This is a genomic window from Streptomyces sp. 3330 (genome assembly GCF_031456635.1).
GTDB lineage: Bacteria > Actinomycetota > Actinomycetes > Streptomycetales > Streptomycetaceae > Streptomyces.
This window is the reverse complement of the sequence record NZ_JAVDVA010000029.1, coordinates 1-17,082: the sequence shown is the minus strand read 5'-3', so window position 1 is coordinate 17,082 and position 17,082 is coordinate 1. Positions and strand designations below refer to the sequence as shown.

Below are 17,082 nucleotides of genomic sequence, written 5' to 3'. Positions count from 1 at the left end.
GAGGAGCACGGCGTGGGGTGCCCGCCGGCGGGCGGAGGGCCCCCCACGCTGATCGGCTACTGCCAGGTGACGAGGACGCGGTTCAGCGGGGTGTCCAGGACGAAGACACCGGGCTGCTCCTCGATCGCAGGGCCGTCGAGCGGAAGGATCTCGAACGTTGCTTCACGGCCGCGGTATGCGCGGTCCCAGGCGCGGATGGCGTCGGCGACCTTCGCTACCAGTTCCTCGCTGCCGGGTCCGTGGCCGATGACACCGAACTCCCAGAGCTTGCCGCCCTCAGGCGTCTTCTCCTCGGACAGGCGCCGGGCGAGGTAGGTGACCGCGCCCTTGTCCACGGCCGCCGTGGAGGACGGGTACGGGTCCTCGGTCAGCGTGGTGCCCTTGGCAGTCGTCGGGAACAGCATGCGGATCAGCCCGGAGGGCAGGGAGCAGGAGACGAACAGCTCCATCCACTCCGGGCTCTCCATGGCGCGGACCGTCATCCCGGTCCACTCCTCGGTGCGCGGCTGGTCCAGGACACCAGTGAGGGCGTCGGCGTCGATCTGCTGCCCGGCCGGCGCCTGGAGCCGTACGGTGCCGTCCGCGGCGAGCGGGACGACGCGCCTGCTGTCGTCGGCGATGCCACGCCTGAGCGGCATGAAGGTGTTCATCTGCGAGCCGGACGACACCCACCGTCCGTCGCGCTCCCCGTAGACGATGGAGCGCGAGACGCTGCCCTTGAGCCGCTGAGGGGTGACGAGCCGGCCGCCGGGGGCGAGTTGTTCGAGCCAGGCGTGCGGGATGCCGTGCGCGCCCACGGTGGCGATGATCCGGTCGTACGGTGCCCCCTCGGCGTGGCCGAGGGCTCCGTCGCGGGTCAGTGCCTCGACGTGGGTGAAGCCGGTGGCGGCGAGGTGCTCGCGGGCGCCCTGGACCAGGTCGTCATCGACGTCGATGGTCGTGACGTGTCCGTCGGGGCCGACGATGTGGCCGATCAGGGCGGCGTTGTATCCGGTGCCGGCACCGAGTTCGAGGATGCGCTCACCGGGCTGGGCTTGGAGCTGGTCCAGCATGAGGGCGACGACGTCAGGCTGCGATGCGCAGGAGATCGATGTGCCGTCGGTGTCGTACTTGATGTTGACCGGCGCGTTGGCGTAGGCGTCGCTGAGCGGCGTCTGCGGGACGAACAGGTGCCGGGGCACGGTGCGCAGGGCGGTTTCGACCGCTGGGGTGTGGGCGTGGCCGTCGGCCTGGATCTTGTCTACCAGGGCGTTGCGGAGCCGGGTGGCCTCGGCCTCGGACGTGGTGAGCGTGGCGGTGTTCACTGCCCCGACGCTAGCGGCCTTGGAACCGGTCGCTGCCGTGGACGCGGTGTTGTCACTTGATCTCATGACTGCCTCTCGTGCCGTGTGGAACAGGGTGTGCTGATCTGCGGTGGGCAGACCTGCACGGTTGGCGTGGAAGATCACGTGGTGGGCGATGACGGCGCGCATACCGCGGGTCAGCTCCCCTTGGACGGCCAGGTAGGCCAGCGTGGTACCGGCGCGCTCGAAGGCAGCGATCCACTCGGTGTGGCCGTCGAGCGGGCCGCCTTCCCGGCACAGGCTGCGGGCTTCGGCGGACATCAACGTCTGCATGGCCGCCAGCAGAGCGACGGACCGTTCGGGGAGGGGTGCGCCGGGGGCCGGGCGCAGAGCAGCAGCCTTGGCCCAGGCGTCTCCTTGCTCGAACCAGTCGAGGTTCGCGGCGCGCATCAGGCTGCTCATCAGCAGCACGGCTGTCTCACGGCGGCCCAACTTTCGTGGCGCTGGCTGGTAGTCGAGCAGGTGGCGGCTGTCCTCGTGGAAGAGGGTGTGCGCGGCCGTCATCGCGGCGGCGCCGCCGAACGCTTCTGTCTCCGGTTCGTAGATGCCGGTCGTCCAGGACTGCGCGATGTTGTCGCGGACCAGGCTGTCCAGCATCGCCTCCACGGCCGGGGCGGGGCGGTCGGCGAGGTACCGCAGTGGCCAGGGCTGCTTGTTCATGAACCACCAGCCGGTGAGCTGCTGGCCTTCTGCCTCGAGGAGCACCGGTGCGATGCGGTCGGCGGCGGCTCGCCGCGCGGTCTGCCGGTCGGTGAAGGTGATGTTGTGCTGCTGCCAGCGGTCGGGGGGCATCCAGTTCCTCTCGGGATTACGCGATGAGCAGGCAGGCGTCCCAGCCGGTGCGCGGCTCGGAACCGGCGGCGGAAAGAGCTGCCAGCGCTATCCCCGCGGCGCCATCCAGGAAGCCGGGCCCCGCGCGGTCGTTCACGAGCGCGGTCGCCGCCTCCTCGAGCGCTGCGCCGGGCGGGATGAGCCTGGCGAGCAGGCAGGGGAGGACGGCGCGCAGCTCGGCGGCGGTGTCGGGGGAGGCCTCGGCGGCGGTGCGGGAGGCGAGATGGGCGAGCCCGGCGACACCGTGGCAGAGCCCGGCATCCACCGTGGCGCGCAGCTGCGCGGGATCGGTGAGCGCCTCCAGAAGGGCCGCTTCCGCCTGTGCGCGGCGCTCTGTGTCGCCGAGGGCGAGCGCGGCGAGTTGCTGGGCGCGCGCCAGGCCCGCGGTGCCGTAGCACCAGGAAGGGCGCCGCGCTGCGGCGGGTTTGAGGAGGCCCGCGCGCTGCTCGGCGCGAGTGATCCAATACGGCCACACCGGGCCGCGTGCGGGGATTGTCTTCCAGCGGTCGAGCCAGGCCAGGACGGTGCGCATGGCTTCGTGGTGGCCGTCGACGGTGATAGCGCGGCGTGCGCCGAGGGCGAGCAACGCCAGGACGGAGCCGATTCCGTGGGCCATGCCGTTGTTGCCGTGACCGCCCGGGAAGCGGTCGTCCATCCGCCCGGAAGGGCCGGTGAGCGCCCACCATCCCGGGAGCGCCTCGTCGTCGTGGGGGATCGGCTCGACCAGGCGGACACAGTATTCGAGGAGCGCTCGCAAGGCCGGTCCGGTGGTATCTCGACGCAGGAGGTAGCTGCCGTATCCGGTCAGTCCCCGGATCGCGTCGAACTCGGCAAGCATCGGGAGGCGGCCGGCGTCGATCCTGCGGTGCGCGGCATCCAGGCGCCGCTTCACGTCGCCGGCCACATGTCGGTCCAGTCGGTCGAGGTCACGCCGGTAGACCCCGGGGAGGTGTTCGGCGGCGCAGGCCAGGACGTGAGCGAGTGCAGGGGCGCCATAGAAGGGGTGGCTGTCGGCTCCGCTGGTGAACGGCCGGTGTGTGGCGGCGGCCAGCCAGTCGTGCGCATGCTGCCAGGGGCCAAGCCCTGCTGCTGCCCGCTCGATGTGGAGCAGGGCAATGCCGATCGGTCCGAGAGCCAGGTGCTGCCGGGCTTCGTCGGTGGTTGCTGCACGGGGCGCGGTGTCGGGATGGCCGAGGCGGTCCGCGATGCCTGCGGCCAGGGTGATCGCCGGATGGTCGTTCACTGCTGGCTCCCGGCGCGGGCGGTGAAGGCGAGCGCGGCGGCGCGGGCGAGATGAAGGCAGATCTCCTCTTCGGGGAAGTTCACGGCAACGTGCCGCACGAAGTGCGTGTGCAGCAAAGAGGTCAGCACGTCGTCCAGGGCAATGCCCTCGGTGTGCGGTCCCGGGAGGTGCTGGCGGTACGCGGCGAGCGCAGTGGCGCGATCCGCCCACGCCGTCACGATGGCCTCGCCTGCGGCAGCCGTGCGGAGCGCTGCCCAGTCATCGCGCGGGTCGGACAGCCGTACGGCCTCCGCGAGCTGCGGTCGCGGCACTGGCCCGGTCGGGCCGTGCGGCACGTGGTCGATCAGCCAGCGCGCGCCTGCCTCAGGACTGCCGAGGAACGCGGAGCAGATCGCGACAGTGTGCGCGGCCACGAGGGTTCGCCGCTGTGGGCGTCGTGGCTGGGCGAGCTCTGCGACGACAGCGCGGGAGTCGGCCTGGAACACGTCTTCGGCGGCGTCCCAGGCCGGCCCGGAGCCCCAGCGGCCCATTTCGCGGTAGGAGGTGGGGTAGCGCAGGTCTGCCAGCAGCCCGACGGCGCGCAGTTCGTCGGCCCACATGCTCACCGTGTGAGCGGTGTCGGCGAAGTCGTCCGGATGGGGAAGGGCGATGCGCAGGCGCAGGTGCTGGTGGGGGTCGCGGAAGCGGATGAACCACCACGGCGGGGAGCCGAGCCGGCGGATGAGGTCGGGTACGTGCCGGGTCAGCACGGCGTCCTGGCGGCGCGGGTCTGCGTACAGGGCGGCCAGCAGCACCGACGAGGAGGCGGGCGGCTGTATCTGGGCTTGAGAAAGCGTGCGGGCTGCGGACGGCTGGGGCAACGCGGGCCAAACAGAGGGCCGGGTCGTCTTGAGGGGGACCACGATGTCGTTGGCACGGCCTCCGCTCCAGCCATACGACTGCGCAGGGGCAGCCTCGATGAGCACCGCCGAAGGGGTGCAATCGAGATGCTGGCGCAGAAGGCTCCGGCAGGCACCCTGGTCGAGATCCAGCGGGAGCAGCCGGTCGTCCTCGGCGAGCCGGACATGCCGGGGCAACCTGCGCCGGTCGCGCCACGCGGACAGTGCGATGTCCCATTCGGCGCCGGGACGATCCCGCCCGGGCAGGTCGCAGGCGTCCAGCCGCCACCGGGCCGGTGCCAGCACAATGCGGCCGTACCGCAGTCTCGGCAGAAACGGCATCGACGCGGCGGCGCCCCAGTCGAAGACCGTCACCTGGGCGCACTGGGAGCGGCCGATCTCGGTGAGGAACCGGGCCATCGGCGGGGTGTGCTCGGTGAGGTTCAGTGCGTGCATCCCCGCAGCCTCGATCCGGCGGCCGATGACAGGAGCGGACAGGTACATCCGGCGGCCGTCGCACGCCACTGCCAGGTCCGCCGGGGTGAGCACATCCGCGGAAGCGGCCCGATGCTCTTCCAGGCTGATGACCAGCGGCAGAACACGAGGGGTCCGGGCGACATGCGCGGTATCGGGCAGCAGAGGAGGGAAGGAGAGCTGAGCGGGGTCAGTACCGGCGTCGGCCGTGGGCAGTTCAGCCAGCTCTGCGCACAGCGCCTCGCGCGGGCCGCAGCCAAGAACGCTGGCAAAGCGTCCGGTGGTTACCCCAACACCACGGGACACGCTCGTCACCTCGATCGTGAACCGGCCGCGCTGCGCCTCCTCCGCACTGGCCGTGTGCAGCTGTACGCCGACCTCCAGGTGCGGCGGCACCCGCTGCTCCCCGCTTCCTCTGTCCAAGGCCGCGACCAGCTCGTCGGTGAGCACCACTTCGTCGTGCCCGTCGAGTGCGGCGGTCTGTGCGAGCCGCACCAGTACGTCATCGCGGGCAGACACGCGTCGGCGGCCGCTCGACGGGGCGCCGGGGTATCCGTCGGGGTAGCCGATGCCGCTGTCGGCGAGAACATCGAGCAGGGGCACCATCGTGCCGATGCCGTAGCGCTCGTAGAACCGCTGGTGGTAGTCGGCCCAGGCGCGGGAGCCGTACGGGCGGGCGCTGAGCCGGGTCAGCACAGTTGCGGCGCGCTCGGTCTCGCGCGCCACCTCGTCGGGGAGCGTCAGGTGGGCGTCCAGGCGCAGGTCGAGCGCGAGAGGATGGCGGCGCAAGCCTGGCACCAGGTCCCGCATCCGGGCCGCCACCGATTCCCGGGCATGCGCAGAGTCACAGGTCTGCAATCCGCCCTGGACGGCCCGTAGTTCCCGGACCGTCCGCGCGAGCAGCCCGATGGAGCCAGCCTCCACCGCATCGAGCTGCGCGAGGACATGGCCGAGAGCGTCCGGTTCGGTGGCAGGCGCCTGGAGGTTCGTGACGAGCACGCGCCGCCGGATCAGTCCCGCCAGCAGCCCGTGCACCCGCTCGGGCAACACGGAAGGGAACTCCGCCGTCAGCTTCCCGGCCAGCGCCTCGACCCGGATCGGCGAACCAGCCGCGCCGAGAACTATCCGCACGGGGGCCGTCAGTTCGACGGACGCCTCGACAGCCCGTTGCCGACCGGACGGCCCGTCCTCCTGGTACGGGACGATCAGATGTCCATCGCGCTCGAAGGACGTGTTGCTGACAACGACGGACAGGAGCGGCAGCAGTTCCCCGCTCTTCTCCAACTGCTCAACCAGATGGGACAGCCACTCTGCGCTGGCCCGTGCGACGGCCACATGAGCCCCACCCCAGACGGCCTTGGCCGGGGTGCCGAAGGCGGCGGTGGCGACGCCTGCGAAGAGGCCGAAAGGAGTGGCCCGGTGCCCCGCGCGCAGGAGGTAGCGAGCCAGTGAGAGCCCGACCCGGCGCACGTCGCGGCCGCCGGGAGCGGCGGACATGCACAGTGCTTCGGTCTGGGCTGCGAGGACCGGACTGGCGTGCTGTACGGCTTCAGCCAGGGCAGAGTCACCCCAGACGGAGCGCACCCAGGCAAGACGCCTGGTGGTGATTTCCGCCCGCTCCTCGGCTGTGAAGGAGCGGTCGTCGAAGTCGGGGAAGGGGAGCTGGGCCAGGCTCGGCCGTGCGACGGCGCGTACGAGGGCGGTCGCACCGGCCCGGAACGCCACTGGTTCAGCCACGGATACCTCCTTGAGCCGGTTGGTTTGGGCGAGGCCCGGGTGCCGCCCCGCCGACAGCGCGGCGGCACCCGGGCCCAGCCAGGGCCAGATGGTGCAGGTCAGGCGACGTTGGTGGTGCAGGCGCCGCAGGTGCTGCCGCAGCCGTCGTCGGTCAGATTGGTCAGCCCGGCGGCGTCGGCGACCTCCAGCAGGCTGACGTTCAGGTCGAACCCGTCCGACTCGGGTACGGCCAGCTCCTGGATCTGGGTGGTGCCGTGGGTGACGTTGCGCGTCATAACAACTCCCGGTGATCAGTCGATGTTGCGGACGTGTTGGCGCTGCCAGTGACCTGGCGGGCGGAACGTAGCCAGTGGGCCGGCCGTCCGCGTCGCGCAGGTTCTGGCCAACCCGGCGCGACGAGCGCTCCGGGAAGCTGGGGTGAAACCGAGTTGTCCGTGTTGTGTCGCGGATATCTCTCGATGGGGCCCTGACACGAGAGCGGCCGGGGCGCATTTATATGGAGGGCAGGCAGGCCTGGCCGTCGTTCCCAGCGCCGGTGTCCTGAACCAGCTCGGCAACGAGGGCTTGGTGCGAGACGTCAGGGGCCGGCAGGCTCCGTCATCTGAAACGGTGTATCCAGCCGGTGGGCGTGGTGGCCTCGTCGCGGGTGGGGACGAGGTCGGGGCGATGCCAGACCTGGTTGAAGGCTTCCAAGCCGTGCGTGGTGACGATCTTCTCCACACTGTCGGCGGCGGTGGCGAAGTACTTGAGGGTGTCGGCGCGTTGGGGGGTTTCGGCCAGGGCCCGGTAGCGGAGCGTGGCGTGCGGGCTGATCTTGTCCAGGGACACCGGATGGCCGAGGAGTTTGGTGGTGATCTGCCGGTCGGCCCAGTAGGCGTGGCCTTCGACGAGGAAGGTGTAGTCGCGGTCGGCAACGCCTCGCAGTTCGCGGTGGAAGCTTTCCTGTAACTGCCACATCGCGCCGTGGTCGGTGGCGTGCTGGGCGATGTGGGTCAGCTCGTGGCCGATGACCTTGGTGAGCACATCCTGGTCGGTCAGTCGGCCGGCTTCCCACATGGCCTGGGGCAGGATCACCAGCTCAAGCTGGCCCGGGCGGAAGTCGACGACCTGGGCGCCGATCATCGGCCAGACGCGGCGACGGCTGTTGCAGTGGACATGGTGCTCCACCTTCGCCGCGCGCCTGAGGCCGCGGGCAGGGCGCAGTTCGCGGGCCTCGGCCCGCAGCAACCGCGCGCCACGGCGCCGGTGCGCCTTCAGCCAGGCGCGCGGGGACATCGTTCGGATGACCACCGTGTCGGGCAGAGTCAGCCCTGTCACCGCTTCGACGAGCGGGGCGGTTTCGGCGGCTACGGCCTCGAGCTGTAAGGCCAGGTCGTCGAATCTGCGGCCTGCGTCATGGTGGACGGTGATGTTCATGCGGTCCTCTGAGAAGGGGGTGTATGGGCAGGGGCGTGTGTGAGGGGAGGGGCGTGGGGGTGTGCGCCCCGCCGCAGGCCTGGCCTGGACGCGCGGTCTGCGGCGGGGCTGGGGGCCCGCGCACGGCAATGCGGATACACGGGGGTGCCGTGCGCGGGAGCTCTAGAGCGCGACCGCCGGGTCTGCTCGGGCGTGCCGGGTGAGGTGGGCGAGGCGGACGGACCACTGCGCGTAGTCGGTCTCCTCGCCGGGGTAGCCGTGTTCGTGGAGGAGGTTCTGGGCGAGGCGGATGCGCTGGACTTCTCCGGTTCCGGCGGGGGCGTAGGTGGTCTGCATGTCGCGCCAGACCCGCTCTACCTGAAGGGTGTTGGGTTCGTGGGGTGGGTTGGTGGGGTGTGCGGGGGGTGTGGGCTGGGGTTGTGGGGTTCGCTCGGTCGGTTGGTTTGGGGTGGGTGTGGTCGGGATTTGTGAGGGGTGGCCGGTATCCAGGGGGAGGGGTAGCGGGCGGTAGGGAGGGGTTGTGGTGTTGAGGCTGGTGCGGTCGGTGTCCGGTGACGGCGGTGCGGGTGCGGGTGGTGGTGGGGGTGGGGAGGAGGGGTTTGAGGCGGAGTTGGTGGACCGGTTTGTGCTGGCGGGGTTGGGGGCGGGGATGTCGGACCGGTCGCTGGCGGCGGACCGGGCGGCGCTGGCGGGGTTCCGGTCGTTCACGGGGTGCCCGCTGTGGGCGGTCCAGGCGGTGGATGTGGACGGGTGGCTGGTCTATCTGCGCCGGGAGCGGGGGCTGGCGCGTTCCACGGTGTTCGACCTGGTGGGCAGGATCGCCCGGTTCTACGACTTCTTGCTGGCCCGTTATCAGAGGGCGGTGTTTGAGCGGACCGGGTGTGTGGTGGTGCAGCCGGTGGACGAGTTCAACCGGCCGTGCCGGCCTGCCGGGTGCGCGGTGCGGGTGCCGCCGTCGGCGCGGGAGGTGGCTGCCCTGTTCGAGGGGTGGCGCCGGGAGCTGCCCGGGGCGCGGAAGTACCTGCCGGCGGTGCGCAGCTATGTGGTGGCGTCGCTGTGGCGGCGGGTGGGGCTGCGGATCGGTGAGTCGGTGATGCTCGAGGTCGGTGACTGGTATCCGGGGCTGGGCGAGGTGGGCCGGCTGCATGTCCGTTACGGCAAGGGCAGTCAGGGGCGGGGGCCGCGGCAGCGGCTGGTGCCGGCCATCGACGGGGTGGATGTGCTGCTGGGCTGGTGGCTTGCGGAGGTCCGCCCGTATTTCGGGGACGACTGCGGTGATCCGCGGGCGCCGATGTTTCCCAGCGAGCGCCGTGGCCGGGACGGGCGGCGTGCGCGGGCGGGCGCGCAGACGGCGCGGGCGGCGCTGGCGGATGCGGTGCGGTGCCATCTGCCGTCCTGGTCGGGGCGGCTGACGCCGCATGCGCTGCGCCACGCGTGTGCGTCGGCGTTGTATGAGCGCGGCGTCGATCTGAAGGCGATCCAGGACCTCCTGGGCCATGCGTGGCTGTCGACCACGACGGGCTACATCCATGTGCCGAGCGGGCACATCGAGCGGGCGTGGGACCGGGCCAACGCGCGGGTGGCGGGCCGGCTGGCCGGCGGGGAGGTGCGCTGATGCGGTGGGAGCTGAAAGCGCGGGCGGCCATGCGGGGGATCACCACGTCGGCGGAGGTGCGCCGTCGTCTGGCCGCGGCGGGCCTTCAGGTCAGCGCGGGCAAGATGTCGTATCTGTGGTCGGGTACGCCGGTCTCGGTGCGGCTGGATGACCTGGAGGTCATCTGCGCGGTGCTGGGCTGCGGGCCCTCGGAGCTGCTGGTGGCCGATACGGCGCCGCCCGGCGGGCGGCCCGCCGGGCCGCCTGCCGGACTGCCGGGCGCGGGCAGCACCGGCGTGCTGGGGGCCGGGGCGGCGCGGCCCGTATCCGCTGCTTCGGGCGGGGCGCTTCCCGCGTCCCGGCAGCCGTGCACCGGGCCGGCGGCGGGGGTGCGCCGGGGGGTGCCGCCGCTATGAGCAAACCGGTGTCGGACAAGGGGATGTGCCGGGTGTGCGGGCAGCGGCCGCGGGCGTTTCCCCGGGCGCCGTTCTGCTTTTCCTGCTGGCCCGGTGGCCCGGTGGTGCCGCCGCCGTGTCTGCGCTGCGGCTCGTCGGCCCTGTACTGGTCGGCGGGTCTGTGCCGGCGCTGTCACCGCTCGGCTGTTGCGCCGCCGGATGCGTGCCGTAACTGCCTGGCCTGGGGGGCCGCGCCCCGGCGCCGGCTGTGCCAGGGCTGTATCGCGTGGTGTTACCGGCACACCACGCGAGGTGCCTGCACGGTGTGCGCCCACACGGCGGTGCTGGACGGGGGCGGGATCTGCCGGCTGTGCCGCAGGCAGGCCGCGCTGACCCGCAGCCTGCACACCCGCACCGACTGGAGCCAGGTGCGCCGCCAGGGGCAGCAGCTGTTCATCGCCGACCTCTTCAAGAGCCCCGCACACGGTGCCCCCGCACCGGCCGGTCGGGCCCGCCCCGAGCCGGTCCGGCCAGGTGCCCGCCCGGAGCCGGCCCGGTCCGGCCCGGCTCGCCTGGAGCCGGTGTGTCCGGAGGTGGTGTGGCCGGCGGGGTTTCGCCAGCCGGCCCTGCTCGAGGTCTCCCGCAGCCTGCGCCACCGCGGCGGGACGGAGGGCCTGGCCCGGCGGGCGGATCCTCATCTCGCGGCGTGGGCCGACCGGTTCATCACCGAGCGCGCGCTGCGGGAGGGATGGGACCGGGACCTGTCCTGGCGGGTGCGTACCGGCACCCGCATCGCCCTCGGCTTCCTCGACACCCCCGGCGTCCGGCTGACCGCCACCGACGTCGCCGTCCTGAAGGACTTCAGCCTCCCCGCCGCGCGGATCACCACCATCCTGAAGGCCGCCGGCCTGCTCGACGACGACCGTGTCCCGGCCCTGACCCAGTGGTCCGAACAGCGCATCGCCCCCCTGCCCACGGACATGGCCGTGCAGGTGAGGGCCTGGCTGGCCGTGATGCGTGACGGCAGCACCACACCGCCGCGGCGCCGGCCCCGCGCCGAGAACACCATCCGCCTGCACCTGTACTGGGTGCTTCCCGCCCTCACCGGCTGGGCCGCCGCCGGCAAGACCACCCTGCGCGAGATCACCCCCGCCGATGTGGATGCCGCACTCCCGCCCGCCGGCGCCTCCCGCAGCCAGATGTGCCAGGCGCTGCGCTCGATCTTCCGCGTCCTCAAAGCCCGCCGCCTGCTCTTCACCGACCCCACCACCCAGCTCAGGCCCGGCTCCTCCAACCCCCTCACCCCCCTGCCGCTCCCCGTCCAGCGCATCCGCGATGCCCTCACCTCACCCGATCCCGCCACCGCCCTGCTGACCGCCCTGTTCGCCTTCCACGGCCTGAGCGCCCACGAGGTACAGCACCTCAAGCTCACCCACCTCGACGGCCCGCGCCTGCGCCTCGAGGGCCGCACCGTCGTCCTCGCCGGCTCCGCCCGCGACCGCCTGGCCGCCTACCTCGACCATCGCACCCAGCGCTGGCCGGCCACCGCCAACCCCCATCTGTTCATCCACTGCCACTCCGCCACCAGCACCGCCTGCGTCAGCCATGAATGGATCCGCCGCCGCCTCGCCCCGCACCTGAACGCCCGGGCGCTCCGCAACGACCGCCTGCTGCACGAGGCCCTCGCCACCGGCGGCGACACCAAGCGCCTCATCGACCTCTTCGGACTGAGCACCCGCGCCGCTCAGCGCTACACCGCACCTCTCGGGCAGCGCGGCTGGTGAACCGCAGGCCGCCATGTGCCTCCCTCAGACGAGAGCAGCCGGCGTGCGGCCAAGCCCTTGTGGGCCGGGCAACGCAGCACAGCTCGGCGAGACGCCACGCTGTTACCCTGCCAGCGGTCACCGGTAGGGCGGGTGCGGGGGATGGGCCCGTGGCGCCCGGCGCCCGCGCAGCCCGACGACCGGACTCGCGTGAGACCCGGCCCTATACCCGGTTCTAGACCCGGCCGCTGGGACCGGCCCCCGGGGTTCGGCTCTACACCAGGCCCCCGGGACCCTGCCCTGTACACCCGGCCCTATACCCGCCCTCGGATCCGGCCCCTGAGAACCGCGACCAAAGTCCCGAGGCCCTGCGGCCCGCGCCCGGAGCGCCGCGCCGCGCCCAGGATCCAGAGGAGGAGCCCCGTGCCCGGCGCCGTGTGCCGCGGCGCCCGGGGCATCCGCGTGCTGCGGTGGACCGGGCTTCCGCCGCCCTCGGGTGGTGGACCCGGGGGGCTCCGCCCGCCCTCGGGTGGTTCAGATCGTGAGCGGTCCTGCGGTCATGGTCACGCGACCAGCCAGATTGACCTTTGGAGGACGCATTCTCCGATTGATTTACGATTCACCGGGTACAGATTTCGTTTCGGGCCACAGACACTGAGGCGATTACCAGGTGAATTGGTGCCCTTCAAATGGAATTGTTCAAGTGAGGGCATGCTCTTTCGAAACTTCATCCGGAACACCGGCCGGGTCGGCCACCAGGAGTTCACCGATGGTGATGGCAAAGCCGCCGTCGAGACGGGCTTCGGAGTCGACGAGATGGCCATCCTCTTTCGGCGGCCCTCAGTTCGTGAAGATCCCTGCCCCGACCCGTTGAGGGACCTCACGGCACTCCGACAGGCTGGCGCTCCGAGCTCGGAGCGGCGCGTGTAGGCCACGGAGTTCACGGCCGTTCAGCACCGCGAGCGGATGCTCTCGCTCGACAACGCCTTCGACGCGCTGGAGCTCGCGGCGTGGGCCGAGCGCGTCCACAAGGACGTGGGCAGCTCGGCGTACCACTTCCTGTGCGAGCTGAAGGTCGACGGCCTGGCCGTCAACCTCACCTACGAGAACGGCCGGCTCACGCGCGCGGCGACCCGTGGGGACGGCCGCACGGGCGAGGACATCACGCCCAACGTGCGCACCATCGCGGAGATCCCCGACCGTCTCACCGGCGACGGAGTGCCGTCCCTGGTGGAGATCCGGGGCGAGGTCTACTTCCCGATGAAGAAGTTCGAGTTCAGGCGCACCACCATGGTGGGGAGGTGCCATCTCGGTGATACGCCTGTGGGCATGGCGAATGGTCAGCCACAGCCAGAAGCCCGACTGGGTGGGGCCGGCCATGGTCACCAAGCGACAACGACGCCGCCGATCATGCTGACAACCCGAGGGAATCTCCGCCCATGAATCCTGTGTCTCCCGTGTCCTAGTCCGTGTTTCCGCAGCTCAACACGCGTTTTCTGGTTGCGGTCAGGGCCAGACACCCCTCCGCGTCGCCCACGGTTGCCACGACCATCAGGAGAAGGGCGGAAGGGAGGCGGGGCGGAACCGGACCGCAGGCGGCGGAACCGGAAGCCGGTTGCTTCGCATGTGACGGGCGGGGCGGTGTCGCGGTCTCCGGCACCCCAAGCTGCCTGGTCCGCCCGCTATCTGTGCGCGGCCGGAGCGCGGTCCTGGTCTAGGCGCCGGCTTCCGCCTACCTGTGACCGCGTGGCCGAGCATGCCTGCTTTGTCGTTATGTGAGCGTTTCCGCGTCATGTTCCGCCATAGGCCGTCAAGTTCGATCTGTGGCGTCACCCGACCAGGGGTGATCTCGGTCACAAGCGTTCGCGGCGCAGCGAGAGGCAACAGCCGATTGTTCAGAGATCGGCGCACGGTCGCGAAGTGGGACGAAGGACTTGTATCGACCACGGGATTTTTTTTGGCCCCCCGCGGTGGCGGGGGGCCGTGGAGCACTCAGGCCGTGAGATGTCTCCGTGTGCGGTCAGTTGGCGCTGGCCGCGGCCTCCATGGTGGCGTGCCGTGGAGGCTGTGTGCAGCGTCCGACGTGCTACGCCGAACAACCCACACAACTTAATAATACTGCTGAGCTGCGGGAATGACAGCGTTTCGGGTTGTTCGGGAAGTGTTGACTCGTCAGCCAGTCGTGTTGAAAGCATCCCCCAAAAGGGGCAAATGCGCACGAACGTGCGAACTGTGGAAGCACTGAGCGCTATACCAGATCCTCGTTTTTCAGACTTGACTCAACCCGCCCATCGGCGCCGTGTCGAGGTTATCCACAGGCCCGTAGGACCCGTCCGAGGTACCTGACGCAGTATCACCGCCACACCCCCATGGGGCAGACTGGACCCACGCATGTGGAGGCCGGGCAACCCAGGCCGTACCGGGATCACGGGAGTTGGCGCTCTCGCCGGTGGAGACACGCAGCACCACCCACAACTTCATACAGGTACGTACCGAGCACTCAGGCCGCTCACCACACCCGCCACGGGTTGCCGCGGCGGGTACCGGAAAGGGCCGCCCCACGGGGCGGCCCTTTCCGGATCTCCATCGGGCCACCCCGGCCCAGGAACAAGGAGAGAGATGTCTCCCAGCAACAACGACCCCAACCGCGCACACCGCAAGCGCCTGCGCCGCGCGATCCTGACCGCCAACGGGGCCGGCGCGGTCTCGGGCGCGATCACCCAGGCCATCTGCTCCGACCCCACCATCGCGCTCCTGGTGGGCACCTTCGTATCCGGCACGGTCGCCGACGGCCTGCTCCAGGTCGCCGTCGCCCATGACGAGCGCGACACCGACGTCGACGGTGAGGCCGAACTCGCCGATGACCACGGCGCCCCCGGCCGAGAAGCCGAAGGCGAAGTCCGTGACGACGGCCGGCTCGACCTCGAGCTCGACGGCCGTAATGCCGACGGCCGAGACGGTGACGCCCACGAACTTCGTACCCGCGACGCCGCGCACGGCCATCGCCGACACCGGGGCACTGCCGGGCACGGGTACGCCCGCTGCGCCGAGGGAGAGGAACACCAGCCCGGCGCCCGGCAGCCGTACACCCCGGCACGCCGGCAGCCCGAGACGGCGCCCCAAAACCCGCGCCACCGCCACCTGCACCGCGGGGGGCAGCGGTTCGTCCGACGCCTCCAGAAACGGGCCGGCGGCCAGCAGGCCGACAAGCCTCGTGATGCGTCCTGACCGGAAGATCCCGGTGACGGACAGGAAGGGACTGCCGGAGCTCGCCCGCGACATGCGGGCAAGCTCCGGCGCTCCGCCGTCCCTCCACACCCGCACCGGGCCAAGACCCCACCACCCCACCGCCGCTCTGTCGGCCAGGGCATCCGGCAACACCACAAGCACTCGGCACGGAGGTAGCCATGGCGCGACCTGAGAAGGAGATCTCGGCCACGGCGCCGCTGGAGGTGGCGGAACTCGCCCGCGAACTGCGGGCGCTCCGCCGCTCAGCCAAACTGACATATCAGTCCCTGTCGGCCAAATCCCACTACTCCACGGCCACTCTGTCGGCCGCCGCGTCCGGCAACACCGTGCCGAAGTGGGAGGTCGTCGACTCCTACATCCGCGCATGCGGTGTCAAACAGGCCGACCTGCCGACCTGGCGACGTCTGTACCAGAAGGCCTACGCCCGCGCCGTGACGGAACAGGCCGTGCGCGACACCGTCGTGCAGCCCACCGACCCGGCCCCCGTACAGCAGGCCGACAACACCGAGAAAGAGGCCGACAAGCACCAGGGAAGCCGGCGAGGACGCAAACAGGAGCAGCAGAAGACCACGTCTCTCCAGCCCGACGGAATGATCATCCGGGCACAGCCGGATGGCCTGATGACTCTGGTCCAGCAGTTCGTGGACATCCACACGAAGCTGGACGCCGAGTTCCAGGGCGACGCCCAGCGCGTCAGCAGCCTCACCGTCGACCACATCCACACCGCGCTGGCCCTGTGCACCACCCCCGGCGACGTACTGGACGTAATGCGCGAGATGGTCGCGAACAAGGGCCTGACCATAGGAGACCTCGAACGCCGGAGCAAACCGATCTACCCGATCTCCGGCACGACCTTCGCCCACGTACTCAACGGAAACGAACTACCCACCACAGAGTGGCTCCACATCTTCCTGCGGGCATGCGGAGTCGACCCCGAGCGCACCCTGATCTGGCACTACACGGTCACACGCATCAAGATCGCCAGCGTGCGACACCGCAATCCCAGCGAGCCGATCGTGGCCACGACGGCCCCCCCGCAGCGCCCCGTCACAAACAGCACACTGCCGCCCGTCTCGTTCACCGCCTCCACACGAGGCCTGGTGATGCTGTCGAACGTCGTCCTCGCGATCGTCATGACGATCATGGTGATCATGCAAGCGATCTGAGACGCCAGCGCCGAAGGTCCCGGATATCCGTCCGGGACCTTCGGCGCTTTACTGCACATCGTTGCCCCGCGGCCGGCGCCCTCCTTCGAACCGCGCCCCCCGGACGATGTAGCTGTCGAGGATCGTCGCGGTGCCACCCAGGACGGTCAACTCCGCCACCGCGCCCATCTCGCCGGCCAGAGCACGCTCGAAGATGTCGTCGAGCACCTCGAACGTGTCCTCGCCCTTGGTCAGCTCCCACTTCGTCTGCTTCCACACGGTGTAGGTGGTCGTGCCGCCGTTGCCGAAAGCGCTCAGCGGCTGCTCGATTGGAATTGGCGTGCATTCGGATCGGCCACCGAAGGGCGAATAGGAAGAATTGCTAGCCGCTCCCGCTTGAGCGCGCGCTCATTTCGATTAATTTGAGTTTGAGTAGCTAGGGCATCTGAGGGGAATATCAACCACCCTTCGGGCACCCGTGGGCGGTGGGCCAAACTTCCAGGCTATACACAACCCAGTAGATGATGCAGTCTCGATGCATGCCTCAGAGAGACGTGGGCCCTACGCGCCAAAGATACATACTGCGCCACCTGTTGTCGGTGGTTCGACCGGTTCCTGGTCCGAGGAATTGTGACGGGCTGTCAAATCAGGAGAGGGCGTTTCCTGCGGACCGTCCAAGGTTTCTGCGAGGTTATACAGGCGAACCCCTCACCCCTCCTGGGCCGGCACTGTCGAGCGGACGCTCCGTCACCTCGACATCAGGGATAGCGTGCTGGAACCCCAGATCCTACACAGCACACGACGTGATGCACCCTCACTCCTCGCCGCCCGGCGAAGCCGGTAGGGCGGGAGCGCAGCGGACGCCCAGGATTCCCGCTTGCGGGAATCCCCCTGTCCGCGCTTGCGCGGACAGGCACCCTTTCATAATTCCGTTTACGGAATTCATTCCCGCGTTTACGCGGGAATTCGAATTGCGCTTGCGCAATTCGCGCTCTATGCTCCGGCTTGCCGGGG

The 17,082-nt window shown here is 70.3% G+C and carries 12 protein-coding genes and 1 pseudogene; 6 read left to right on the top strand and 7 right to left on the bottom strand.

The features are described from left to right. Positions 1-56: 56 nt before the first annotated feature. The 6 genes from fxlM to J2X68_RS33855 form a co-directional block, all read right to left on the bottom strand. Positions 57-2,135 carry a methyltransferase, FxLD system gene (fxlM, locus tag J2X68_RS33880; RefSeq protein WP_310436438.1) on the bottom strand — a complete coding sequence of 693 codons (2,079 nt, stop codon included), beginning with the start codon at positions 2,133-2,135 and terminating at the stop codon, positions 57-59. Positions 2,136-2,151: 16 nt separating this feature from the next. Further along, positions 2,152-3,417 (bottom strand): lanthionine synthetase C family protein, encoded by a 1,266-nt coding sequence (locus J2X68_RS33875; protein WP_310436437.1) that lies wholly within the window; start codon positions 3,415-3,417, stop codon positions 2,152-2,154. Next, on the bottom strand, positions 3,414-6,494 hold the full coding sequence (locus J2X68_RS33870) for a lantibiotic dehydratase (RefSeq protein WP_310436436.1): 3,081 nt from the start codon (positions 6,492-6,494) through the stop codon (positions 3,414-3,416). Before J2X68_RS33870 ends, J2X68_RS33875 begins: the two co-directional genes overlap by 4 nt. A 110-nt stretch (positions 6,495-6,604) precedes the next feature. Continuing rightward, the gene (locus tag J2X68_RS33865) at positions 6,605-6,781 is read right to left on the bottom strand and encodes an FxLD family lanthipeptide (RefSeq protein WP_310436435.1); all 177 of its coding nucleotides are present in this window, start codon (positions 6,779-6,781) and stop codon (positions 6,605-6,607) included. Between the two features lie 322 nt (positions 6,782-7,103). Next, a complete protein-coding gene (locus J2X68_RS33860; protein WP_310436434.1) occupies positions 7,104-7,922 on the bottom strand; it encodes a zinc-dependent metalloprotease in 819 nt (272 codons plus the stop codon). A 162-nt stretch (positions 7,923-8,084) separates the two neighbouring features. Further along, the gene (locus tag J2X68_RS33855) at positions 8,085-8,258 is read right to left on the bottom strand and encodes a hypothetical protein (RefSeq protein ID WP_310436433.1); all 174 of its coding nucleotides are present in this window, start codon (positions 8,256-8,258) and stop codon (positions 8,085-8,087) included. A 184-nt stretch (positions 8,259-8,442) separates the two neighbouring features. Here J2X68_RS33855 and J2X68_RS33850 point away from each other — a divergent pair, with 184 nt between their 5' ends. The 6 genes and pseudogenes from J2X68_RS33850 to J2X68_RS33825 all read left to right on the top strand — a co-directional run bounded on the left by J2X68_RS33850 (position 8,443) and on the right by J2X68_RS33825 (position 16,089). Further along, on the top strand, positions 8,443-9,537 hold the full coding sequence (locus J2X68_RS33850; protein WP_310436432.1) for a tyrosine-type recombinase/integrase: 1,095 nt from the start codon (positions 8,443-8,445) through the stop codon (positions 9,535-9,537). Then, positions 9,537-9,932 (top strand): helix-turn-helix transcriptional regulator, encoded by a 396-nt coding sequence (locus tag J2X68_RS33845; RefSeq protein WP_310436431.1) that lies wholly within the window; start codon positions 9,537-9,539, stop codon positions 9,930-9,932. Before J2X68_RS33850 ends, J2X68_RS33845 begins: the two co-directional genes overlap by 1 nt. A 302-nt stretch (positions 9,933-10,234) precedes the next feature. Further along, positions 10,235-11,695 (top strand): hypothetical protein, encoded by a 1,461-nt coding sequence (locus J2X68_RS33840; RefSeq protein ID WP_310436430.1) that lies wholly within the window; start codon positions 10,235-10,237, stop codon positions 11,693-11,695. Positions 11,696-12,607: 912 nt separating this feature from the next. Beyond that, positions 12,608-12,953: pseudogene (locus J2X68_RS33835) on the top strand (NAD-dependent DNA ligase LigA); the annotation flags it as partial. Positions 12,954-14,293: 1,340 nt separating this feature from the next. After that, positions 14,294-14,902: a hypothetical protein gene (locus tag J2X68_RS33830; RefSeq protein WP_310436429.1), complete on the top strand. Its 609-nt coding sequence runs from the start codon at positions 14,294-14,296 to the stop codon at positions 14,900-14,902. A gap of 179 nt (positions 14,903-15,081) precedes the next feature. Continuing rightward, positions 15,082-16,089, top strand: a complete 1,008-nt coding sequence (locus tag J2X68_RS33825; RefSeq protein ID WP_310436428.1) for a helix-turn-helix transcriptional regulator — start codon at positions 15,082-15,084, stop codon at positions 16,087-16,089. 48 nt (positions 16,090-16,137) lie between these two features. On the opposite strand, the gene J2X68_RS33820 is transcribed toward J2X68_RS33825, so the two are convergent. Next, positions 16,138-16,347: a hypothetical protein gene (locus J2X68_RS33820; protein WP_310436427.1), complete on the bottom strand. Its 210-nt coding sequence runs from the start codon at positions 16,345-16,347 to the stop codon at positions 16,138-16,140. Positions 16,348-17,082 lie beyond the last annotated feature (735 nt).